The organism is Crossiella sp. SN42, assembly GCF_023897065.1.
Classification (GTDB): Bacteria; Actinomycetota; Actinomycetes; order Mycobacteriales; family Pseudonocardiaceae; genus Crossiella.
The window spans coordinates 204,825-223,765 of record NZ_JAMHIV010000001.1 but is presented as its reverse complement, the minus strand read 5'-3'; the positions used below and the strand labels follow the sequence as shown (position 1 = coordinate 223,765).

Sequence of the window (18,941 nt, the reverse complement as noted above, 5' to 3'; positions counted from 1 at the left end):
AAGGCCCTCGCAGCATCGTTGCCGGAACTGGACTGGGAGCGCTCCCAGATAAGGGGGACTGTAATTAGCCGGGACGGTGCGAGGAAGAGCCGATCGGCCCACGCTCGCGCGCCGCTTGCCCGGCGTTGGGGTGAAATGTGACGGCGGCCCTCTTTGCGCGGCGTGTCCGGCGCACTACAGTCCCGGTCTGGGAGCGCTCCCAGTCCAGCCTCTGCACCCCCTGCCCTTGGAGGCTCACATGCACTGGCGCATGTCGAGAGCGGTAATAGCGACCGTCGCCGCGCTGTTCGCCGGCCTGATCAATCCGTTGCCCGCGGTGTCCTCGGCCGCCCCGGCGTTCAACTACGGCGAAGCCCTGCAGAAGTCCGTCTGGTTCTACGACGCGCAACGGTCCGGGAAACTGCCCGCGGGCAACCGCGTGAGCTGGCGCGGTGACTCGGCACTGCGCGATGGCAGCGACGTGGGCCTGGACCTCTCCGGCGGCTTCTACGACGCGGGCGACCACGTCAAGTTCGGCCTGCCGTTCGCCTTCAGCATGTCGATGCTCGCCTGGGGCGCGGTGGAGAACCGGGGCGCGTACGCGAGCTCCGGGCAGCTGGAACACCTGATGTCGAACCTGCGCTGGGGCACCGACTGGATCATCAAGGCGCATCCGTCCCCGAACGTGGTCTACGGCCAGGTCGGTGCGGGCAACCCCGACCACGCCTGGTGGGGCTCGGCCGAGGTGATGCCGATGGCGCGGCCGTCGTACAAGGTGGACCCGTCCTGCCCCGGCTCGGACCTGGCGGGCGAGTACGCGGCGGCGATGGCCTCCTCGGCGATGGTGTTCCGGCAGACCGATCCGGCCTACGCCGCCACCCTGGTCACCCATGCCAAGCAGCTCTACGCCTTCGCCGACACCTACCGGGGCAAGTACAGCTCCTGCATCACCGACGCGGCCAGCTTCTACAACTCCTGGAGCGGCTACCAGGACGAGCTGGTGTGGGGTGCGATCTGGCTCTACCGCGCCACCGGCGAGGACAGCTACCTGGCCAAGGCCAAGGCGGAGTACGCGAAGCTGGGCACCGAACCGCAGAGCAGCGAGCGCTCGTACCGGTGGACGATCGCCTGGGACGACAAGTCCTACGGCGCCTACGTGCTCATGGCGAAGCTGACCGGCGAACAGGCCTACGTCACCGACGCCAACCGGTGGCTGGACTTCTGGACCACCGGCCACAACGGCAACCGGGTCCGCTACTCGCCCGGCGGCCAGGCGGTGCTGGACCGATGGGGCTCGCTGCGTTACGCGGCCAACACGGCGTTCACCGCGCTGGTCTACTCCGACTGGCTGTCCACAAGGGACAGTGCGCGGGCCAGGACCTACCACGACTTCGGCGTGCGGCAGATCAACTACGCCCTCGGCGCCAACCCCCGCAACGCCAGCTACGTCGTCGGCTTCGGCGCCAACCCGCCGCGCAACCCGCACCACCGCACCGCGCACGGCTCGTGGGCGGACAACATCCAGGAACCCGTCGCGACCCGGCACGTGCTCTACGGCGCGCTGGTCGGCGGCCCGAGCACGAACGACGACGCCTACACCGACAGCCGCGGCGACTACGTGATGAACGAGGTGGCACTGGACTACAACGCCGCCTTCACCGGTGCGCTCGCGCGGCTGTACCGGGAGTTCGGCGGTAGCCCGCTGGCCGGCTTCCCCTCGGCCGAGACCCCGGACGGCCCCGAGCTGACCGTGCAGGCCTCGGTGAACCAGAGCGCCGCCCAGTTCACCGAGATCAAGGCGTTCGTGCTCAACAAGAGCGCCTGGCCCGCGCGGACCTTCAACGGCACGCTGCGCTACTACTTCACCCTCGACGGCGCGACCACGCCAAGCCAGCTCACCGTGACCATGAACTACAGCCAGTGCGGCACGGCGAGCGCGCCGACCCGGCACAGCGGTTCGGTGTACTACGTGGAGATCCCGTGCACCGGCGTCAGCCCGGCCGGGCAGTCGCCGCACCGCAAGGAAGTCCAGTTCCGCATCACCAGCTCGGGCACCTGGGATCCGGCCAACGACTGGTCCCGTGCCGGTCTGGGCACCGGCAACACCGTGGTGCAGACGGACCGGATCGTGCTCCGTCAGGACGGCAACGTGGTGTGGGGCAAGGAACCCAGCACCCAGCCCCGGTGAAACGCCGGCGCGGGGCGTACGGCGTGCGCCCCGCGCCGGTTCCACCAGCTGTGTCGAATCGAGTCGATTCGACGGCGTGGTTCCCGAACAACCGGATCTGTGCCACGATCGCCCCCCTCTTCGCTGCGCGCACGAAGTTTCCAGCGGTGGAAAGGGGTTTCGATGATCGTGTCGAGTTGCCGGGGTCGTGGGTTCCTGCGCTGGCTGATCGGGTCCGTGGTCGCCGGACTGGTGATGACCGCCGGCGCGAGCGGCGCGGTCGCCGCCGACGCGCCACTGGCCGGGAGGATCAAGCCCGGGGTCAGCTACAAAGGCCCGGCGACGTGGTACGACAGCGACGGTGACGGCGCGTGCCTGTTCGGTCCCAGCCCCGATGCGATGACCGTCGCGATGAACCAGACGGACTACGAGACGTCCAAGGCCTGCGGTGCGCACCTGGAGGTGCGGGCGTCCAACGGCAGGACCCTGCGGGTGCGGGTCAACAACCTCTGCCCGTCGCCGTGCCGGGTCGGTCAGCTCGACCTGACCAAGGAAGCCTTCGCCCGCCTGGCCGACCCGATGGTCGGCGAGATCTCGGTGACCTGGAAGCTGCTCAGCCCTGGCATGTCGAGCGGGATCTCCTTGCGCTACAAGGACGGGTCCAGCCAGTGGTGGTGCGGGATCCAGGTGGTCAACCACCGCAACCCGGTGGCGCGGCTGGAAGTGCGGGCCGGCGGCGGGTGGAAGCAGCTGCGGCGAACCGACTACAACTACTTCCTGTCCGAGGACGGCGCCGGCTGTGGCGGTGCCATCGCGATCACCGACATCTACGGGCAGCGACTGGTCAGCGACTCGCTGCCGGTCCGGCCGGGCGTTGCCCAGTCCACGAACCTGCAGTTCACCCAACGCTGAACAGGCCTAACCCAGGTCATACATCGGAGGGCTGCGAGAAGTTTGCCGACGTCGCGTCTAGATCAAGTTGTCGAATTCGATGTCGAATACGGAAAAACCGCTGTTGAGGCGTAGTTTTCACTCGATTGACGGTTCAACAAGATTCGCTGACCCCTTTCAGGAGATGGGATGTATTGCTAGCCTTCTGCTGTCACTGATCATGCGGCTCGCCTGTGGTGAAACCGGGCCGGGACGGTGATGTCCCGATCGAAGGCCGCGGTGTTGCGGCGCGAACAGTGGGAGCGTTGATGACGACATCAGGAATGTCCCGCCGCGGCTTTCTGGCGGCAACGGGTGTCGCGGCCGCCGCGACGGTGCTGCCGGGCCTCGTGGGCCAGCCGCTCGGGGCTTCCGCGGCGGAGGCCCGGACGAACCTGGCCAAGCTGGTCGACCTCCGCTTCGGCATGTTCAACCACTTCAACCTCGGCACCTTCACCGACGAGGAGTGGGCGGCGGGTGGCCAGAGCCCTTCGCTGTTCGCACCGTCCTCAGTGGACTGTGCACAGTGGGCGGCCGCGGCCGCGGCCGCGAAGATGAGCTACGGCGTGCTGACCACGAAGCACCATGACGGGTTCGCGCTGTGGCCCACGGCCTTCGGCAAGCAGAACGTGGCGTACTCGGGCTACCGGCGGGATGTGGTGCGCCAGTACGTGAACGCGTTCCGCGCCCGGGGACTGAAGGTCGGGCTGTACTACTCGATCTGGGACCGCACCCACACCATCCAGGCCCTCGGCGGTCACGTCAGCGACCAGACGCAGACCATCGAACCGGGCGACATGACCGTGGTGCTCGGCCAGATCCGCGAGCTGCTGACGAACTACGGCGCCATCGACATGCTGGTCACCGACGGCTGGTCCTGGCAGATGGGTCAGCAGCAGATCCCCTACCAGGAGGTCCATAACCTGGTGAAGTCCTTGCAGCCCAACTGCGTGATCATCGACATCGGCGGGTTGTCGCAGCCCTGGCTCAGCGACGCGATCTTCTTCGAGGCGCCGCTGGGCGTCCGGGCCCCCGAGGGGAACACCTACGCGGGCGTCCAGGGCGAGACGATCAGCAACGGCTGGTTCTGGCATCCCAGCACCCCCACCACGAACCCGCGCGCCCGCGACGCGATCCTGGCCGACCTCAAGGACCTGGAACCGAAGTACACCTCGTACCTGCTCAACTGCCCGCCCAACCGCGACGGCAGGCTCGACGCCAACATCGTCACCCGGCTCGCCGAGGTCGGCGCGGCCTGGAGCCCGAACCACTCGCGCCCGCCACTGCCTGCCCAGCCCTTGCGCGTGGAGTGGCCGGTGAACCCGGTAACGGCCTACGCCTCGTCCTTCAACAGCGGCGAGTTCGCCTACCACGCGATCGACAACCGCAGCGACGTCCGGTTCGAGAGCTGCTGGTCCACCTGGGGTGGCGGCCGGACCCTGCCGCAGACGATCACGATCGACCTGGGCGGCGTGTGGAGCAACGTGTCCACGCTGGAGTACCTGCCCAAGCAGTGGCACCGGGACAGCACGAACACCAACGGCGACATCACCGCGGCCACGATCTCCACCAGTACCAACGGGGTCGACTTCACCAAGGTGGCCGCGGTCGACTGGGCGGCTGGCCAGCAGTTCAAGCTCGCCGAGTGGGCCGGCCGCGACGTGGGCTTCGTGCGCATCCACGTCACGGCCGCCACCGGTGGCTACGTCAACATCAGCGGGATCCACCTCGGCGGGCGGCTCGCGCGCCCCCGGCTGGTCTCCCGCTTCCCGCTCGCGCACACCGTCTACCGCATCCAGGCCCGGCACAGCGGCAAGGTGCTGCACGTGCAGAACTCCGCCACGGCCGACGGCACCCCGGTGCAGCAGTGGAGCCGCCAGGACAACGCGGGGCAGAAGTGGACCTTCATCTCCACCGGGGACGGGTACTTCAGGATCCGTGACCAGAACAGCGGAAAGCTGCTGGAGGTCGGTGGCCTGGCGCGGGGCAACGGCGGAAAGATGAACATCCGGGGTGGCGCGAGCCTGCACCAGCAGCACTGGGCGGTCACCCCGGTCGGCGAGGGTTTCTTCATCCTCACCAACCGGCTCAGCCAGCGCGTGCTCAACGTCCCCGACGCCTCGACCGCGGACGGCACGGTCCTCGACCAGTGGGACTACCACCACGCGCCGCAGCAGCAGTGGCAGCTCATCCCGTCCTAGGTCATCCGGTCTGCCGCAAGGAGGCGATGTGAGCAGGCTCAGGCCGGGTGCCCGCCTGGTGGCTGTGGCCGCCACTGTGGTGGTGGCCTCGACGGGCATGGCGCCGCGGGACTCTGGTGTCCCGTCCGCGACGGCGCAGGCCGTTCCGGACGGCAACACCCTGTGGTACGACGAGCCCGCCACCGACTGGGAGAGCCGCGCGCTGCCCATCGGCAACGGCGCGCTGGGCGCGATGGTGTTCGGCAGTGTGCCCTCGGAACGGTTGCAGTTCAACGAGAAGTCGCTGTGGACCGGCGGCCCCGGCTCGCCGGGGTACAACTTCGGCAACTGGACCTCGCCGCGGCCGGGGGCACTGCGCGAGGTCGTCGACGCCATCGGCCGGGACGGCAAGGCCGACCCGAGCTGGGTGGCGGGCAAGCTCGGCCAGCGCAAGTCCGGGTTCGGCGCCTACCAGACCTTCGGTGACCTGCACCTGGACCTGACCGGTCAGTCCAGCGCCGTCACCGGGTACCGCCGCGAGCTGAACATCGGCAACGCCATCGCCAGGGTGGGCTACACCCAGGGCGGTGTGGTGCACGACCGCGAGTACTTTGCCAGCCACCGCGGCAAGGTGATCGCCGGGCGCCTGGGCGCGAACCAGCCGGGCAAGGTGTCGTTCAGCCTGCGGTACACCTCGCCACGGGCCGACTTCACCGCCTCCGCGGCGAACGGCAGGCTGACCATCCGCGGCCAGCTGGCCGACAACGGGATGATCTTCGAATCGCAGATTCGCGTGCTCGCCGACGGCGGCACGGTCACCAGCAGCGGCGGCACGGTGACGGTGTCGGGGGCCAACAGCGCGACCTTCCTCGTCAGCGCCGGTACGAACTACGCCGACACCTACCCGACCTACCGTGGCGCCGACCCCAGGCGCGCGGTCACGGCCGCGGTGGACGCCGCGGCGGCGAAGTCGTACGCGAGGCTGCGGTCGGAGCACATCGCCGACCACAAGTCCCTGTTCGACCGGGTGCGGCTGAACATCGGCCAGGCGGTGCCGGACAAGCCCACCGACGACCTGCGCGCCGCCTACACCGGTGGCGCTTCGGCGGCCGACCGCGCGCTGGAGGCCCTGTACTACCAGTACGGCCGGTACCTGCTCATCGCGTCCTCCCGCCCCGGGTCGCTACCGGCCAACCTGCAAGGGGTGTGGAACCAGTCGACCTCGCCACCGTGGGCCTCGGACTACCACACCAACATCAACGTCCAGATGAACTACTGGCACGCGGCGCAGGCGAACCTCGGTGAGACCGCGGAACCGTACGTCCGGTTCGTGGAGCAGCTCAAGGCCCCCGGCGAGCGGAGCGCCGCCAACATCTTCGACACCCGCGGGTGGGTGGTGCAGAACGAGACCAACCCGTTCGGCTTCACCGGTGTGCACGACTGGGCGACGGCGTTCTGGTTCCCCGAGGCCAACGGCTGGCTCGCATCCCAGCTCTATGACCTCTACCGGTTCAGCCTGGATCCCGCGCTGTTGCGCAGGGTCTACCCGCTGCTCAAGGGCGCGAGCGAGTTCTGGCTGGCGAACCTGCGCACCGACCCCCGGGACGGCAAGCTGGTCGCCACGCCGTCGTACTCGCCCGAACACGGCGACTTCACCGCGGGCGGCTCGATGGCCCAGCAGATCGTGCAGGGCCTGTTCCAGGACACCATCGCCGCCGCGGGCACCCTCGGCGTGGACGCCGCGTTCCGCGCGCGAGTGCGGGGCGCGCTGGACCGGCTCGACCCCGGCCTGCGGATCGGCTCCTGGGGGCAGTTGCAGGAGTGGAAAGCCGATCTGGACAGCCAGACCAACGAGCACCGGCACGTCTCGCACCTGTACGCCCTGCACCCCGGCAGGCAGATCGCGGCAGGCTCCGCTTTCGGTGCGGCGGCCAAGGTCTCGCTGACCGCGCGCGGCGACGGCGGAACCGGGTGGAGCAAGGCCTGGAAGATCAACTTCTGGGCCCGGCTGCTGGACGGCGACCACTCCCACAAGATGCTCGCCGAGCTGCTCAAGAACTCCACCCTGGCCAACCTGTTCGACACCCACCCGCCGTTCCAGATCGACGGCAACTTCGGCGCGACCGCGGGCATGACCGAAATGCTGCTGCAGAGCCAAAACGGCGACGTCCACGTCCTGCCCGCCAAGCCCAGCGGGTGGACCTCGGGCTCGGTGACCGGCCTCAAGGCGCGCGGCAACATCACCGTGAACGCGGCCTGGACCACCGCGGGCGGCCTGGACTTCACCGCGAAACCGGCGGTCTCGGGCAGCCTGACCCTGCGCAGCACGATCTTCACCGGGCGGTACACGCTCATCGACACCGCGACGGGGCAGTTCGTCCGCGGCGCCCGCGACGGCGACCGGGTCACCTTCACCGCCGTGGCAGGCCGCACCTACCGGGCAACCGGCGTACAGACCTGAGGCTCACCGGGTCACGCGGAGTCCCGGCGGACCAGGCTCACCGGGAGCACCTGCCTGCCTGGCGGCGGGCCCGCTCCGTCGATGAGCTGGAACAGGGTGTCCACCATCTGCCGGACCTGCCCGCGCGGGTCCTGGTGAATGGTGGTCAGCGGTGGCTGGGTGGACTCGGCCAGCCCGCGGTGGTCGTCGAAGCCCACCACGGCAACGTCCTGCGGCACCCGCCGCCCCGCGGCCCGCAGCGCGCGCAACGCGCCAGCGGCCATCGGGTCGTTGGCCACGAACACCGCGTCCAGCCTGGGCACCCGTTTCAGCAACCGGGCCATCGCCCGCTCACCGCTCTCGGAGCTGAAGTCGCCTTCCTCGGACAGGCGGGCGGTGGCGCGGTCGTCCAGGCCGAGGGTGGTGCGCCAGCCCGCGCAGCGGTCGATTGCCGCGCGCTGGTCCTGCGGACCGGCCACGGTGCCGATCCGCTTGCGCCCCAAGGACAGCAGGTGTTCCACGGCGAGCTTCGCGCCGCCCTCGTTGTCGAAGTCGACCAGGTGCAGGCCCCGGGTGCCACTGCCCGGCCTGCCGCCGCCGAAGACCATCGGCAACCGGAGCAGGCGCAGCGCGGTGGGCAGGGGGTCGGCCTGGTGGGAGGCGAAGACCAGGGCGCCGTCGACGTGGCCGCCCTCCAGGAAGCGCAACGTGCCCGGCACGTCCTCCCTGCTGTCCACCAGCATCATCAGCATCTGGCTGCCGCGCCCGGACAGCTCGCGGAAGGCGCCGCGGACGATCTCGGCGAAGTAGGGGTCCTCCAGCACCTTGGGCTCCGGCTCGGACAGGACCAGGGCGATGGCGTTGGTGCGGCGGGTGACCAGCGAACGGGCCGCCTGGTTGGGGGAGTAGCCGAGCGCCTGGGCCGCGACCAAGACCTTCTCCCGGGCATCGGGGCTGACGTAGACCTCGGCGTTGAGCGCCCTGGACGCGGTCGAGCGGGAAACCCCGGCGTAGGCGGCGACATCCTCCAGCGTCGGCCGCATCTCACCTTGGACCGTCACATCAACCACCCCATCCGCGTCAGTCCACCCGGTCCAGGCTAGCGAAATCTGGGAGCGCTTCCAGGTTGCTGGCGGTTCCTATCGGGTTTCCGACCGGTTACGTACCTGTGGAGGTCAGTCTCCGGTAGTGGTCGATCTTGTTGTCCAGCGCGTCCAGGCAGTCGGCGAGGTCGGCGATCCGGCGGCGCACGCCGTCCCGGTGGCGGCTCAGCAGCTCCAGGCGGGCCGATGCGGTCACGTCACCGGCCCGGCGCAGTTCGGCGAACTCCCGCATCTCCCGGATGGGCATGCCGGTGTCACGCAGGCGGGTCAGGAAACTGAGCCAGGCCAGGTCGGTGTCCCGGAAACGGCGGCGGCCGTCCGGGCCGCGGTCGACCGGATCAAGCAGGCCGATCCGTTCGTAGTACCGCAACGTGTGCGCGGTCAGCCCGGTCAGCTCTGCCGTCTCCGCGATGGACCGCGTGCCCGTGTCGTTCATGCCATGACCGTAGGCGGCGGAGGCCACCGCGGGTCAACCCTGCCGTTTCTCGAACACCTCCCTGGCCACGGTGATGGCGTTGAGCACCCGGGGAAAGCCGGCGTAGGACACGATGTGGATGAGGGCTTCGATCACCTGGGCGCGGCTGAGCCCGACGTTGAGTGCGGCGTTCAGATGCACCCGGAGCGGGGATGCGGCGTCACCGAAGGCGGTCAGCGCGCCAACGGTCACCAGCTGTCGCCGCTGCGGGCTCAGCCACGGCCGGTAGTAGATGTCGCCGAAGGCGAACTCGACGATGAAGCGGCCGAGATCCGGGGCGATGTCCCGCAGCGACTCGATCACGTCCAGCCCGTGCTGCCCGTCGATCTCCACCAGCTTCTCCCTGCCGCGTTCGTAACGGTCGCGCTGGTCGGTCTGCACGGGCGGGGTGAAGGTGATCCCGCGCTTGGCGAAGACCTCCCTGGCAACGGCCACCGCGTTGAGCGCCCTGGGAAAACCCGTGAACGGAACGAGCTGGAACAGCGCCTCCATGATCTCCACGGGACTCACACCGACGCGCAACGCCGCGTCGAGGTGGAAGTTCAGCTGCGGCTTGGTGTCGCCCTGCGCGGCCAGCGCGCCGATGGTCAGCAGCTGTCGTTGCTGGGCGTCCAGCCCCCGCCGGTGGTAGATGTCGCCGAAGGCGAACTCGACGATGTAGCGGCCCAGGTCCGGGGCGATGTCCCGCAGCGACTCGATGACCTCGGTGCCGCGCTCGCCGGCGATCCGGCGCAGGGCCACCAAGCCGCGGGCGTAACGGTCGGTCTCCGCCGAGGCCGGCACCGCCGCTCCCACCGTGGCACCGAGGGCACCGGCACCGAGCAGCGCGCCCTTGGCCAGGATGCTCCGGCGGTTGGCGGTCGGGTTGCGATCTGTGTTCGTCATGCCGATGACGGTAGGAATTAGAGCGCGCTCTAACGCAAGGCCCTAACCACGGCCCGGCGAGGAGTCGATCAGGCCAGCGCCGCCGCCAGCAGCGCGCTCGCCGCGGCCCGGGCCACCGCGCTCGCGCCCGGATCGCGGTCGGTGCGGGTGGCGTGCCCGGTGCCGTCGTAGACCAGGTGCAGCTGGTGCGCGAGTGCCGCGGGGTCCTTGGCCCCGGCCTGTTCGGCGAGCTCGGCGAACAGCCCGCGCACCCAGGCCCGGTACTCCCTGGTGGCCTGCTCCACCCGGTCGCCGGGCCGGGACTCCGCGCTGGCGCGGTGGAAAGCGCAGCCCCGGTAGCCGCTTTCGGCGTACAGCGCGGCCTGGGCCTCGAAGACCGCGAGCACCTTCGCCTCCGGTGTCCCGGCCGCGTCGACCGCGGACCGGATGCGCGCGGCCATCCGGTCCTGCCTGCCTTTGAGGTAGGCGTGGATCAGCTCGTCCTTGCTGCCGAAGGTGTTGTACAGCGAGGCCTTGGCCACCCCGGCGTGCTCGATCACCCGGTCGATGCCCACCGAGCGCACGCCCTCGGTGTAGAACAGCTCGTCGGCGGCGCTGAGCAAGCGCTCCCGGGCGGACATCCTGGCCGCGGTAGCCATCCTCGCCACACTCCTTCGAACCGGACGAACCCACAGGTTACAGCCGCACCGGCACCGGTCCGGGATCACTCGCCCGCACCGGGGTGAGCAGCCGGACCAGGGCCAGCAGCGCCAGCGCGATCAGCACGCCGCCGTAGATCAGCGTCGCGCCCACCAGGCCGGGACCGTGCACGACGAGCACCCCCGCGCCGACCGCGGGCACCCCAAAACCGAGGTAGGACACCACGAACAGCAGCGAGAGCACCCCGGCCCGCTCGTGCGGCGCGGCCTGCGGCACCGAGGTGCGGAGGCCGCCCTGGAAGCCCGCGCCGAAGCCGATCCCGGCGATCGCGGTGCCCAGGAAGAACACCGGCAGCGACCCGGCCTCCAGCCCGGCCAGGGTGACCGCCACGCCGATGATCAACGCGACCACCCCGGTGCGCATGGTCCGGCCGGGGGACTGCGCGCGCAGCACGACCGTGGTCAGCGCCGCCACCCCGGCCATGGTGAACAGGCTCAGCCCGCCCAGCACCGGTGATCCGCCGCCGCCGAGCCTGGTCACCAGCGCCGGGCCGAGCGCGCCGTAGAGCCCGGCCAGCGCCCACACCGCGAACAGCACCGGCGCGGCGGTCAGCACCCGCGCCCGCACCGCCCTGGGCAGGGTGATCTCCGGTCGCAGGCTGGCCAGCGCGCCGGGGGCCCGGCTGACCGTCTCCCGCATCAGGGTGATGCCCAGTCCCTGCACCAGGAACACCACCAGCAGGACCAGGTAGACCAGCTCGGTGGGCGCGGGCAGGTAGCTCACCAGCAGGGCGGAGAACAGCGCGCCCACCGCGGTGCCGATGCCGGGCGCGACCGCGTTGGCCAGCTGCCCGCGCTGGGCGTCCAGGTCAAGCATGCCCGCCCCGAGCGCCCCGATCGCGGCCCCGGTGGCGACCCCCTGCACAACCCTGGCGACCAGCAGCGCGGTCACCCCGTCGGCGGTGGCGAAGACCAGCATCGCGGCCGCCTGCACGACCAGCGCGACCAGCAGCACCGGCTTGCGGCCCAGGTGGTCGGAGAGCTTGCCCAGCACCAGCAGGGCGGCCAGCACGGACACCGCGTACACGCCGAACACGATGGTGGTGGTGATCGGCGAGAAACCCCATTGCTGCTGGTAGAGGGCGTACAGCGGGGTCGGTGCGCTGGAGGAGGCGAGCAGCGAGACGACCAGCGAGGCGAGCAGGTACAGCGCCGCCGAGTCCGGCAGCCGCGGGGTCCGGGCCATGCCGGGCACCTCCAGATTGAGTAGACAGGTCTGTTCAGTCCGGTTCGACCATAGACAGGTCTGTCTACTTCGGCAAGCGGGTGCGATCGTGACCAAGGAACTGGTGCGCAAGGCCGCGGGAACTGGCTGTCGGGGTCAGGTCGACGAAGTGGACTATCCGAAATGGACAGTCGCGCGGCCGAGACCGGTGAACTCCGCGGTGAAGTGGTCGCCGGGCACGGCGTCGACCACCAGGCCCAGCGCGCCGGTGAGCAGCAGGTCGCCCGAGCGCACCGGGTCGCCCAGCGCGGTCAGGGTGTTGGCCAGCCAGGCCGCGGCCAGCAGTGGGTCGCCGAGGCAGTCCGCGCCGGTGCCGGTGGAGACCACCTCGCCGTTGCGGCGCAGGGACATCGGCACCGTGCGCAGGTCCAGCTCGTTCAGCGGAACCGGTGCGCCGAGGACGTAGAGACCGGCGGAGGCGTTGTCGGCCACGGTGTCCACGACGCCGATGTCCCACCCGGCGACCCGGCTGTCCACGATCTCCAGCGCGGGCAGCACGCACCGGATGGCCTGGCGGAGGTCCGAGGGCCGGTAGTCGCCGTCGGGCAGGTCGCGGTCCAGGATGAGCGCGATCTCCGCCTCCACCTTGGGCTGCAACAGCCTGCCGGGCTTGATCTCGCCGCGGTCGGGGACCTAGTGCCCTGAGCCGGAAGTTCGCCAGCGGTCTCGACGGCCCAGCTTCCCGCTGACCGCACCGCCGGAAAGCCCACGTACAACCCGGTACGAGGGCTTCCCTGCGGCACGCCCAGCGGAAACCTGGACCGCCGATACCACCACCGAACCTCCGACTCAGGACACTAGGCGTCGGCGAACAACGCGCCGAAGTCCGGCTGGTCCGCGCCCAGCCGCCGCTGCACGGCCGGGTTGGTCAGGCCGATCTTGCGGCCGACGATCCGCCGCCCCGCGGCCACCGCGGCGGCCAGGTTGCGGCGCTGCACGGCGTAGGCGGAGGTGAGGTCGCCGGTGGCGAACAGGGTGCGCACCGGCGGGCAGGGGACACCGGCGCGGGCCGCTTCGGCCAGGGCCTCGGCCGCGGTGACGATGACGGCGTTCACGGGAACCTCCTGAACGTGTGGTGGTCGGCCGGGAGGTGCCGGGTCAGGCCTCGTCGAGCAGCCGTAGTCCGTCCTGGGCCCAGGCGATCCTGGTTCTGGCCACGGCCGCCTGTCCGGCGAACACGTGCGCCTTCAGCTTGGCCATCCGGTCGTGCTCGCTCGTGGGCCGGTGGCTGAGGCGTTCCTTGACCAGCTCGGTGTCCTTGGCCAGCAGCCGGGCGCTGTGCGCCGCCGCGTGCTCGGCCACCGCCTCCTGCTCGGCGATGAACTCGGTCAGCACCCGCTTCGCCGCCGCCGGCTCCACCAGGTCGAAGTAGAGCGCCTGCACGTCCAGCGCGTCCCGGCTCGGCGGGCTGGCGTGCGGGGTGCCGACCCACTCCCGCAGCTCGCGCAGCCCGGCCTTGGTGAGCGAGTAGACCGTCCTGGTCCGGCCGCCGGTCTGGTGCTGCGTGCCCTCGATCAGGCCCGCGTCCGCCATGGTCTTCAGCGCCGGGTAGATCTGGCTCTGCGGCGCGGACCAGACCCAGTGGGTGGCGGCGCTGAACAGCTGGGTCAGCTCGTAGCCGCTCATCGGCCGGGCTTCGAGCGCGCCCAGCAGAACGTGCTGAACAGACATGTATCGAGCTTAATGTCCGCATCGGTTGATCCGCATGGTGACGGTCATGCCGCGGAGAAAATGGATCCGTGGTGCTGCGGCAGCACCACGGACCATTTGCGAATCAGCACCGATGTGGAGTTCGGTCACCGGTGCTCATCCCCGGTTACCGCCAAGTGGTGCAGTGCACCTCGGGGTAGTTGCTGACCTTGCCGCAGGCGCGGATGAGATTGCCCTTGTTGTTGAACGGTTCGGTGTGCTGGCTGCCGCCCGTGTCGATCTGCCTGATACCGAGGTGCGGCTGCCAGGTCCGGCCGCGGTCGAAGCTGCGGTCGACCCAGATCAGGTCGCCAGGGGACCCTCGCAAGATCCGGCCCCACGCACAGCCCTGGCTGTTGTAGCGCAGTTCGATCGCGCGGGATCTGAGCGTCACGACCGCCGCCGTCTTGGGGTACTTGGTGGTGCAGCCTTCGGCGGCCTGGGCCGCGCCCGGCGTCACCGCGGTGAGCATGGCTCCAGCGAGTCCCGCGGTGGCGAGGGCGCCGAGAAGTACGTTGCGAATACCCATTTCAGAAACCTTCCGATTGACACCGTTCATGTGCTGCGGACCACTAAAGGCTAGCCAGTCCAGTGTCAGCCGGAATCGAATGACCGGTTCCTGTCAAGCCAGAAAAGAATTAGGTCATTCGGACGCACCTAGTCAATTCTGCCGTCGGTGCGCCAAATGCGCGATGGCCACCACCACGCCGACCGTGATCACGATCCCGGTCACCAGCGGGTTCATGAACTTGGTCAGGCTCGGCGCGTCACTGGACCCCAGCAGCCAGAACGCCAGCGGGGTGGCGTAGGCGACCGCGCTCGCCGCGCTCCACCAGCGCAGGGCGCGCAGCCGGGGATCGCGCAGGGTGCCGATCAGCAGGACGAGCACGGGGATGCCGGAGAGCAGGCCGAAGCCGCCGAGCACGAAGACGGGGAAGGCCCAGGCCGCGATAGGCACGGCCAGTGCGGGGCGGTGGGCGCGGGTGTGCTGCGGGGTGGTGGTCATGGCGGTGCTCCCGACTGGGTGGTGAATGCTTCTTGCGTTGGTTAGAAGCTATAACTCAGTCGATTGAGGTGTCAATAGCGAAAGTGAGAGGGTCTAACTAGACTTCGATGGTGTCAGACCACGATGAGGGAGTGACCGGTGACGGAGCAGAGCCCGAGGGAGCGCTACCGGGCCCAGGTGCGTGAGCAGATCAAGGAGCGCGCGTGGGAGCAGATCGCCGCGGCCGGGGTGCCGGCCTTGTCGCTCAACGCGATCGCCAAGCAGGTGGGCCTGAGCGGCCCCGCCCTGTACCGGTACTTCGCCAGCCGGGACGAGCTGATCACCGCGCTCATCCGGGACGCCTACCGCAGCCTGGCCGACACCGTCCGCGCGGCCTTCGACGGCGGCGCCGACCTGGCCGGGCTGGCCGCCGTGATGCGGGAGTGGGCGCGCGCCGACCCGCAGCGGTACTTCCTCATCTACGGCACGCCGGTGCCCGGCTACCACGCGCCCGCGGACACCACCGCGATCTCCTCGGAGGTCATGACAGTGCTGATGGAGGCCTGCGCCGCACTGCCTTCGGACCGGCCGCCGACCCCGTTCGACACCCACCTGGAGGGACACCGCGACTGGGCGGGCGGCCACCCGGCCCCGGCCGCCGCCCTGCACCGCGCGCTGTCCTTCTGGACCCGCCTGCACGGCGTGCTCTCGCTGGAGCTCGCCGGTCACTTCGCCGGGATGGGGTTCGATCCCGACCTGCTCTTCGCCGAGGAGCTGGCCGCGCTGCTGGCGGAGTGAGCGCGGTCAGCCCGCGGCGTCGGCGTGCGCCAGCGCGCTGGGGGAGAGGCGGCCCACGATCGCCGGGGCCTCCTGGACCAGTGAGTCGTTGGTGAGCGCGGCCACCATGAACAGCGCGAAGTCCACCCGCCTGGTCCGGTTGCTGGCCAGCGCCGGGTCGCCGACGTGCCTGCGCCACACCGGCAGGCCCTGGCTGTCGCCCTCCTCCAGGTCGCTGCCCCTGACCAAGGTCCACCGCCGGTCGCTGGCGAAGATCCGCCTGCCCGCCTCCACCTGATCGTCGATCTCCACCGCGCGCACCAGCCGGGCCAGCCAGGTGACCAGCCGGACGGTTGCCCGGAACCGCCAGGTGTAGCGGTCCTGCTCATCCCTGGCCACGTGCCAGCCGCAGGAGAACACCAGGCGGGCGGCGGGATCGGCGTGGTCGAGCACCGCCTGCGCCGTGCCCGAGGAGTACTGCCGGACGCCCCAGGGAGCGAGCACGGTCAGCACGCCGTCGCAGCCCGCGACCGCCCGCCTGATCACCTCGGGATCGTTGGTGGGGCCGGGCACGATGGTGATCCGGTCGGCGAACTCGGCCAGCTTGCCGACGCTGCGCTCCCGGCACACCCCGACCACCTGGTAGCCGTGCTGCAGCGCGTGCCGGATGAGGTACTGCCCGAGCTTGCCCGAGGCCCCGACGACGCAGACCTTCCGCACCCGATCTGTGCTCATCTTCCCGCTCCCACCACTCGTGTCCCACCGAACTTACGTTGTAAGTCACGCTAGGCTTACTATGTAAGTCCGTCAACCGGCAGGAGGAGCCATGGGCGAACGCGGCGCGAAACCGAAGCGGGCGCCGCTGAGCCGGGAACGGGTGGTCGCCGCCGCCCTGGCGCTGGCCGATGAGAAGGGCGCGGCCGGGGTGACCATGCGCGCGATCGCCGGTCAGCTGGGCGTGGAGGCGATGTCGCTGTACAACCACGTCGCCGGGCGCGAGGACATCCTCAACGGCATGGTCGACGCGGTCTTCGCCGAGATCGACCTACCAGCGGCAGACATCGACTGGAAACAGGCCATGCGCGAACGCGCCACCACCGCCCGCGCGGTCCTGCGCCGCCACCCCTGGGCCGTCAGCCTCCTGGACTCCCGCCGCCGGCCCGGCCCAGCCACCCTGCGCCACCACAACGCCGTGCTGGGCGCACTGCGCGCGGGCGGGTTCTCCGTGGCGCTGGCCGCACACGCCTTCTCGGTGATCGACAGCTACCTCTACGGGTTTGTCCTCCAGGAGTCGAGCCTGCCGTTCAGCAACCGCGCTGAGTTGGACGAGGTCGCGGGGGAGATCCTGAGCGAGCTGCCGGCCGACGCCTACCCGCACTTGGCCGAGCTCATCGCCGGCCACGCGCTGCGCCCGGACTACCAGCACGCCGACGAGTTCGACTTCGGCCTTGAGCTGATCCTGAACGCGCTGCACCCGGACCAGGCCTAGCCGACCCGGATTCCCTGCTGCCGTAAGCGAATCACCGCTGCTTGGCAGCAGGGATGACCGTTGCCGACGCGGCCGGATCGCCTCCGGCGCATGTGGCACAGTCGTCACCGTGCCGTTGAAGGATCTGCCGGACTGGCTGCCGGTCTGGTGTGTGGACCAGTTGGGGGACGAGCCGGTCGGCGTGCTGTTCGAGGTGCGGTCGATATCGGCGGTGTTCGGGCTGCGGCTGGCCGCTGGACGGAATGTCGTGGTGAAGGCGCGGGAGGACGACGGCCGGGCCACCTCGTGTGTTGCCGCGCAGGCGCAGTTGGCGGAGCGGGGGTTTCCCTGTGCCCGGCCGCTCACGTCGGCGGTCAGTGTTGATGACGCTGCCGGTGCGCTGGCCGTGCACGCTGAGGAGTACCGGCCCGGCGGTGAGCTGCTGCACGGCGACTCGCCGGAGGTTGCCGTGCGCTACGCGGCGGTGTTCGCCTGGCTGATGGCCGAACTGGTCGATGTGACGCTCGCGCCTCCGCTGCCGAATCCGCGCTGGGTGCGTTGGGACCACCCGGAATCCGGGGTGTGGCCGGCGATCAGGTTCCTTGACGAACGGGACCAGAGCGCCGTGCCCGGGTACGTCGTCGACACGGCCGAGCGGGCCCGCGAGCGGATGCTGGCCGCCGACCTGCCGTGCGTGCTCGGCCACGCCGACTTCGAGGCGCAGAACCTCCGCTGGCGGGACGGCCAGGTGTGGGCGGTGCACGACTGGGACAGCCTGGCGTGGCAGCCAGAGGCGGCGCTGGTGGGAGCGGCGAGTGCGGTGTTTCCCAAGACCGGGCCGGCCACCCTGCCGCCGATCGACAGTTCCGAGGCGTTCCTGGTGGCCTATCAGGATCTTCGGGGGCGCCGGTTCACCGCGGCGGAGCTGGAGGTCGCCTGGGCGGCCAGCCTGTGGCCGGCCGCGCACGACGTCCGTTGGGAAGCGCTGCACGGCGATCCCCCGGGGTCCGGTGACGCCCTCCGCGCGCAGGCAGCCGAGCGCCTCCGCCGAGCGAACGCCTAGCCACCAACGCCAATGCCGGCGCGGGGCCAAGGCGACTACGGTGCGGTCGCGGGCGAGCTTGTGTCGTTGGGCTGGCCGGCCGCCCGCACCGCGCGCCATTCCTCGGCTGCCAGCACCAGGTTGTCGTGCACCCGCTCCAGGAACACGCTGACATCCCGCAGCCGCTGGCCGGCCGGACTGTCCGTGCCGAACAGCTGCGCGCCTTCCTGCGCGGTGTCGCCCAGCTTCCGGTTGAGCTGGGCGCTGGCCAGCATCGCGCGGTACCAGACGTCGTCGCCGATGAAGTAGCGGTCCCGGCGGGCGTTGCCGTCCCGGTCCCGGGTGATCAGCTCCTGTTCCTCCAGGAACTTCACCGCCGCGGAGATCGAGGCTGGGCTCACCTGGAGGCGGTGGACCAGGTCGGCTGAGGTGAGGCTGCCTGAGTCGGTGGTGTGCAGGCAGGTCAGGACCCTGGCCATCATCCGCGGCACGCCGTTGCGCACCAGCTGGTCGGTGAAGCGCTCCTCGAACTCCCGCACCAGGTCTTGGCCAGGCGCGGGTTTGGTCTCCGGTGGCGTCGTCAGGCGGTGGACGGGGCGGCGGCGGGCGCGGCGGGTGGTGGCCAGCTGGGCCGCGTTGGGGCGGTAGCCCGCGGCGCCGCCGTTGCGGGCGACCTCGCGGGTGATGGTGGAGGCCGGGCGGTCCAGCCGCTTGGCGATCTCGGCGAAGGTGAGGCCCTCGCGCAGGCCCTCGGCGATCTCCTGGCGGTCCTGGTGGGTCAGCCGTGCTCCTGGCATGGCACGAGTATGCAATGAGTTCTTCGGGCTGCGCTGAAGATCAGCTGACAGAAGTCACGGCCAGCCGTGATAGGCGGCACTGGTGGGGTGACCACCTCGGC

19 protein-coding genes are annotated in these 18,941 nt (G+C 70.2%); 7 read left to right on the top strand and 12 right to left on the bottom strand.

Annotated features, from left to right (window positions below; genetic code table 11):
* The first annotated feature begins 250 nt into the window (after positions 1–250).
* The 4 genes from M8C13_RS00940 (at position 251) to M8C13_RS00925 (ending at position 7,717) form a co-directional block, all read left to right on the top strand.
* Positions 251–2,167, top strand: coding sequence for a glycoside hydrolase family 9 protein (locus M8C13_RS00940; RefSeq protein WP_252478473.1), 1,917 nt, complete (start codon positions 251–253; stop codon positions 2,165–2,167).
* Between the two features lie 162 nt (positions 2,168–2,329).
* Entirely contained in the window at positions 2,330–3,058 is a 729-nt protein-coding gene (locus M8C13_RS00935; protein WP_252478472.1) for an expansin EXLX1 family cellulose-binding protein, read from the top strand.
* A gap of 287 nt (positions 3,059–3,345) precedes the next feature.
* Complete coding sequence (locus M8C13_RS00930) at positions 3,346–5,277, top strand: alpha-L-fucosidase (protein ID WP_252478471.1); 1,932 nt, start codon at positions 3,346–3,348, stop codon at positions 5,275–5,277.
* A 28-nt stretch (positions 5,278–5,305) separates the two neighbouring features.
* A complete protein-coding gene (locus M8C13_RS00925) occupies positions 5,306–7,717 on the top strand; it encodes a glycoside hydrolase N-terminal domain-containing protein (protein WP_252478470.1) in 2,412 nt (803 codons plus the stop codon).
* Positions 7,718–7,728: 11 nt separating this feature from the next.
* Here M8C13_RS00925 and M8C13_RS00920 read toward each other — a convergent pair whose 3' ends face one another.
* From M8C13_RS00920 to M8C13_RS00875, 10 genes are all read right to left on the bottom strand, one after another.
* Positions 7,729–8,739 carry a LacI family DNA-binding transcriptional regulator gene (locus tag M8C13_RS00920; protein ID WP_252478469.1) on the bottom strand — a complete coding sequence of 337 codons (1,011 nt, stop codon included), beginning with the start codon at positions 8,737–8,739 and terminating at the stop codon, positions 7,729–7,731.
* A 115-nt stretch (positions 8,740–8,854) separates the two neighbouring features.
* Positions 8,855–9,235: a MerR family transcriptional regulator gene (locus M8C13_RS00915; protein ID WP_252478468.1), complete on the bottom strand. Its 381-nt coding sequence runs from the start codon at positions 9,233–9,235 to the stop codon at positions 8,855–8,857.
* A gap of 33 nt (positions 9,236–9,268) precedes the next feature.
* Positions 9,269–10,159 carry a carboxymuconolactone decarboxylase family protein gene (locus tag M8C13_RS00910; RefSeq protein ID WP_252478467.1) on the bottom strand — a complete coding sequence of 297 codons (891 nt, stop codon included), beginning with the start codon at positions 10,157–10,159 and terminating at the stop codon, positions 9,269–9,271.
* Between the two features lie 68 nt (positions 10,160–10,227).
* The gene (locus M8C13_RS00905; RefSeq protein ID WP_252478466.1) at positions 10,228–10,779 is read right to left on the bottom strand and encodes a TetR/AcrR family transcriptional regulator; all 552 of its coding nucleotides are present in this window, start codon (positions 10,777–10,779) and stop codon (positions 10,228–10,230) included.
* A 55-nt stretch (positions 10,780–10,834) separates the two neighbouring features.
* Positions 10,835–12,043: an MFS transporter gene (locus tag M8C13_RS00900; RefSeq protein ID WP_252478465.1), complete on the bottom strand. Its 1,209-nt coding sequence runs from the start codon at positions 12,041–12,043 to the stop codon at positions 10,835–10,837.
* Between the two features lie 153 nt (positions 12,044–12,196).
* Complete coding sequence (locus M8C13_RS00895; RefSeq protein WP_252478464.1) at positions 12,197–12,679, bottom strand: 2-keto-4-pentenoate hydratase; 483 nt, start codon at positions 12,677–12,679, stop codon at positions 12,197–12,199.
* 200 nt (positions 12,680–12,879) lie between these two features.
* Positions 12,880–13,137: a hypothetical protein gene (locus M8C13_RS00890; protein WP_252478463.1), complete on the bottom strand. Its 258-nt coding sequence runs from the start codon at positions 13,135–13,137 to the stop codon at positions 12,880–12,882.
* A 43-nt stretch (positions 13,138–13,180) separates the two neighbouring features.
* Positions 13,181–13,753 carry a PadR family transcriptional regulator gene (locus tag M8C13_RS00885; RefSeq protein WP_252478462.1) on the bottom strand — a complete coding sequence of 191 codons (573 nt, stop codon included), beginning with the start codon at positions 13,751–13,753 and terminating at the stop codon, positions 13,181–13,183.
* Positions 13,754–13,898: 145 nt separating this feature from the next.
* Positions 13,899–14,300: a hypothetical protein gene (locus tag M8C13_RS00880; protein ID WP_252478461.1), complete on the bottom strand. Its 402-nt coding sequence runs from the start codon at positions 14,298–14,300 to the stop codon at positions 13,899–13,901.
* Between the two features lie 132 nt (positions 14,301–14,432).
* Entirely contained in the window at positions 14,433–14,777 is a 345-nt protein-coding gene (locus tag M8C13_RS00875; RefSeq protein WP_252478460.1) for a hypothetical protein, read from the bottom strand.
* 138 nt (positions 14,778–14,915) lie between these two features.
* On the opposite strand from M8C13_RS00875, the gene M8C13_RS00870 reads away from it, so the two are divergent.
* Positions 14,916–15,554, top strand: a complete 639-nt coding sequence (locus M8C13_RS00870) for a TetR/AcrR family transcriptional regulator (protein ID WP_252478459.1) — start codon at positions 14,916–14,918, stop codon at positions 15,552–15,554.
* Between the two features lie 6 nt (positions 15,555–15,560).
* Here M8C13_RS00870 and M8C13_RS00865 read toward each other — a convergent pair whose 3' ends face one another.
* Positions 15,561–16,268, bottom strand: coding sequence for an NAD(P)-dependent oxidoreductase (locus tag M8C13_RS00865; protein ID WP_252478458.1), 708 nt, complete (start codon positions 16,266–16,268; stop codon positions 15,561–15,563).
* Between the two features lie 91 nt (positions 16,269–16,359).
* Here M8C13_RS00865 and M8C13_RS00860 point away from each other — a divergent pair, with 91 nt between their 5' ends.
* Positions 16,360–17,022, top strand: coding sequence for a TetR/AcrR family transcriptional regulator (locus tag M8C13_RS00860; protein WP_252478457.1), 663 nt, complete (start codon positions 16,360–16,362; stop codon positions 17,020–17,022).
* A 109-nt stretch (positions 17,023–17,131) separates the two neighbouring features.
* Positions 17,132–18,064: a phosphotransferase gene (locus tag M8C13_RS00855; protein ID WP_252478456.1), complete on the top strand. Its 933-nt coding sequence runs from the start codon at positions 17,132–17,134 to the stop codon at positions 18,062–18,064.
* Positions 18,065–18,099: 35 nt separating this feature from the next.
* On the opposite strand, the gene M8C13_RS00850 is transcribed toward M8C13_RS00855, so the two are convergent.
* On the bottom strand, positions 18,100–18,840 hold the full coding sequence (locus tag M8C13_RS00850; protein WP_252478455.1) for a GbsR/MarR family transcriptional regulator: 741 nt from the start codon (positions 18,838–18,840) through the stop codon (positions 18,100–18,102).
* Between the last annotated feature and the right edge of the window lie 101 nt (positions 18,841–18,941).

What these genes read in the sequence shown, in the direction of transcription:
- M8C13_RS00940 (WP_252478473.1), top strand. Translation starts at nt 251, where the DNA reads ATGTCGAGAGCGGTAATAGCGACCGTCGCCGCGCTGTTCGCCGGCCTG.
- M8C13_RS00935 (WP_252478472.1), top strand. Translation starts at nt 2,330, where the DNA reads ATGATCGTGTCGAGTTGCCGGGGTCGTGGGTTCCTGCGCTGGCTGATC.
- M8C13_RS00930 (WP_252478471.1), top strand. Translation starts at nt 3,346, where the DNA reads ATGACGACATCAGGAATGTCCCGCCGCGGCTTTCTGGCGGCAACGGGT.
- M8C13_RS00920 (WP_252478469.1), bottom strand. Translation starts at nt 8,739, where the DNA reads ATGCGGCCGACGCTGGAGGATGTCGCCGCCTACGCCGGGGTTTCCCGC.
- M8C13_RS00915 (WP_252478468.1), bottom strand. Translation starts at nt 9,235, where the DNA reads ATGAACGACACGGGCACGCGGTCCATCGCGGAGACGGCAGAGCTGACC.
- M8C13_RS00910 (WP_252478467.1), bottom strand. Translation starts at nt 10,159, where the DNA reads ATGACGAACACAGATCGCAACCCGACCGCCAACCGCCGGAGCATCCTG.
- M8C13_RS00905 (WP_252478466.1), bottom strand. Translation starts at nt 10,779, where the DNA reads ATGTCCGCCCGGGAGCGCTTGCTCAGCGCCGCCGACGAGCTGTTCTAC.
- M8C13_RS00900 (WP_252478465.1), bottom strand. Translation starts at nt 12,043, where the DNA reads ATGGCCCGGACCCCGCGGCTGCCGGACTCGGCGGCGCTGTACCTGCTC.
- M8C13_RS00885 (WP_252478462.1), bottom strand. Translation starts at nt 13,753, where the DNA reads ATGTCTGTTCAGCACGTTCTGCTGGGCGCGCTCGAAGCCCGGCCGATG.
- M8C13_RS00880 (WP_252478461.1), bottom strand. Translation starts at nt 14,300, where the DNA reads ATGGGTATTCGCAACGTACTTCTCGGCGCCCTCGCCACCGCGGGACTC.
- M8C13_RS00875 (WP_252478460.1), bottom strand. Translation starts at nt 14,777, where the DNA reads ATGACCACCACCCCGCAGCACACCCGCGCCCACCGCCCCGCACTGGCC.
- M8C13_RS00865 (WP_252478458.1), bottom strand. Translation starts at nt 16,268, where the DNA reads ATGAGCACAGATCGGGTGCGGAAGGTCTGCGTCGTCGGGGCCTCGGGC.
- M8C13_RS00860 (WP_252478457.1), top strand. Translation starts at nt 16,360, where the DNA reads ATGGGCGAACGCGGCGCGAAACCGAAGCGGGCGCCGCTGAGCCGGGAA.
- M8C13_RS00850 (WP_252478455.1), bottom strand. Translation starts at nt 18,840, where the DNA reads ATGCCAGGAGCACGGCTGACCCACCAGGACCGCCAGGAGATCGCCGAG.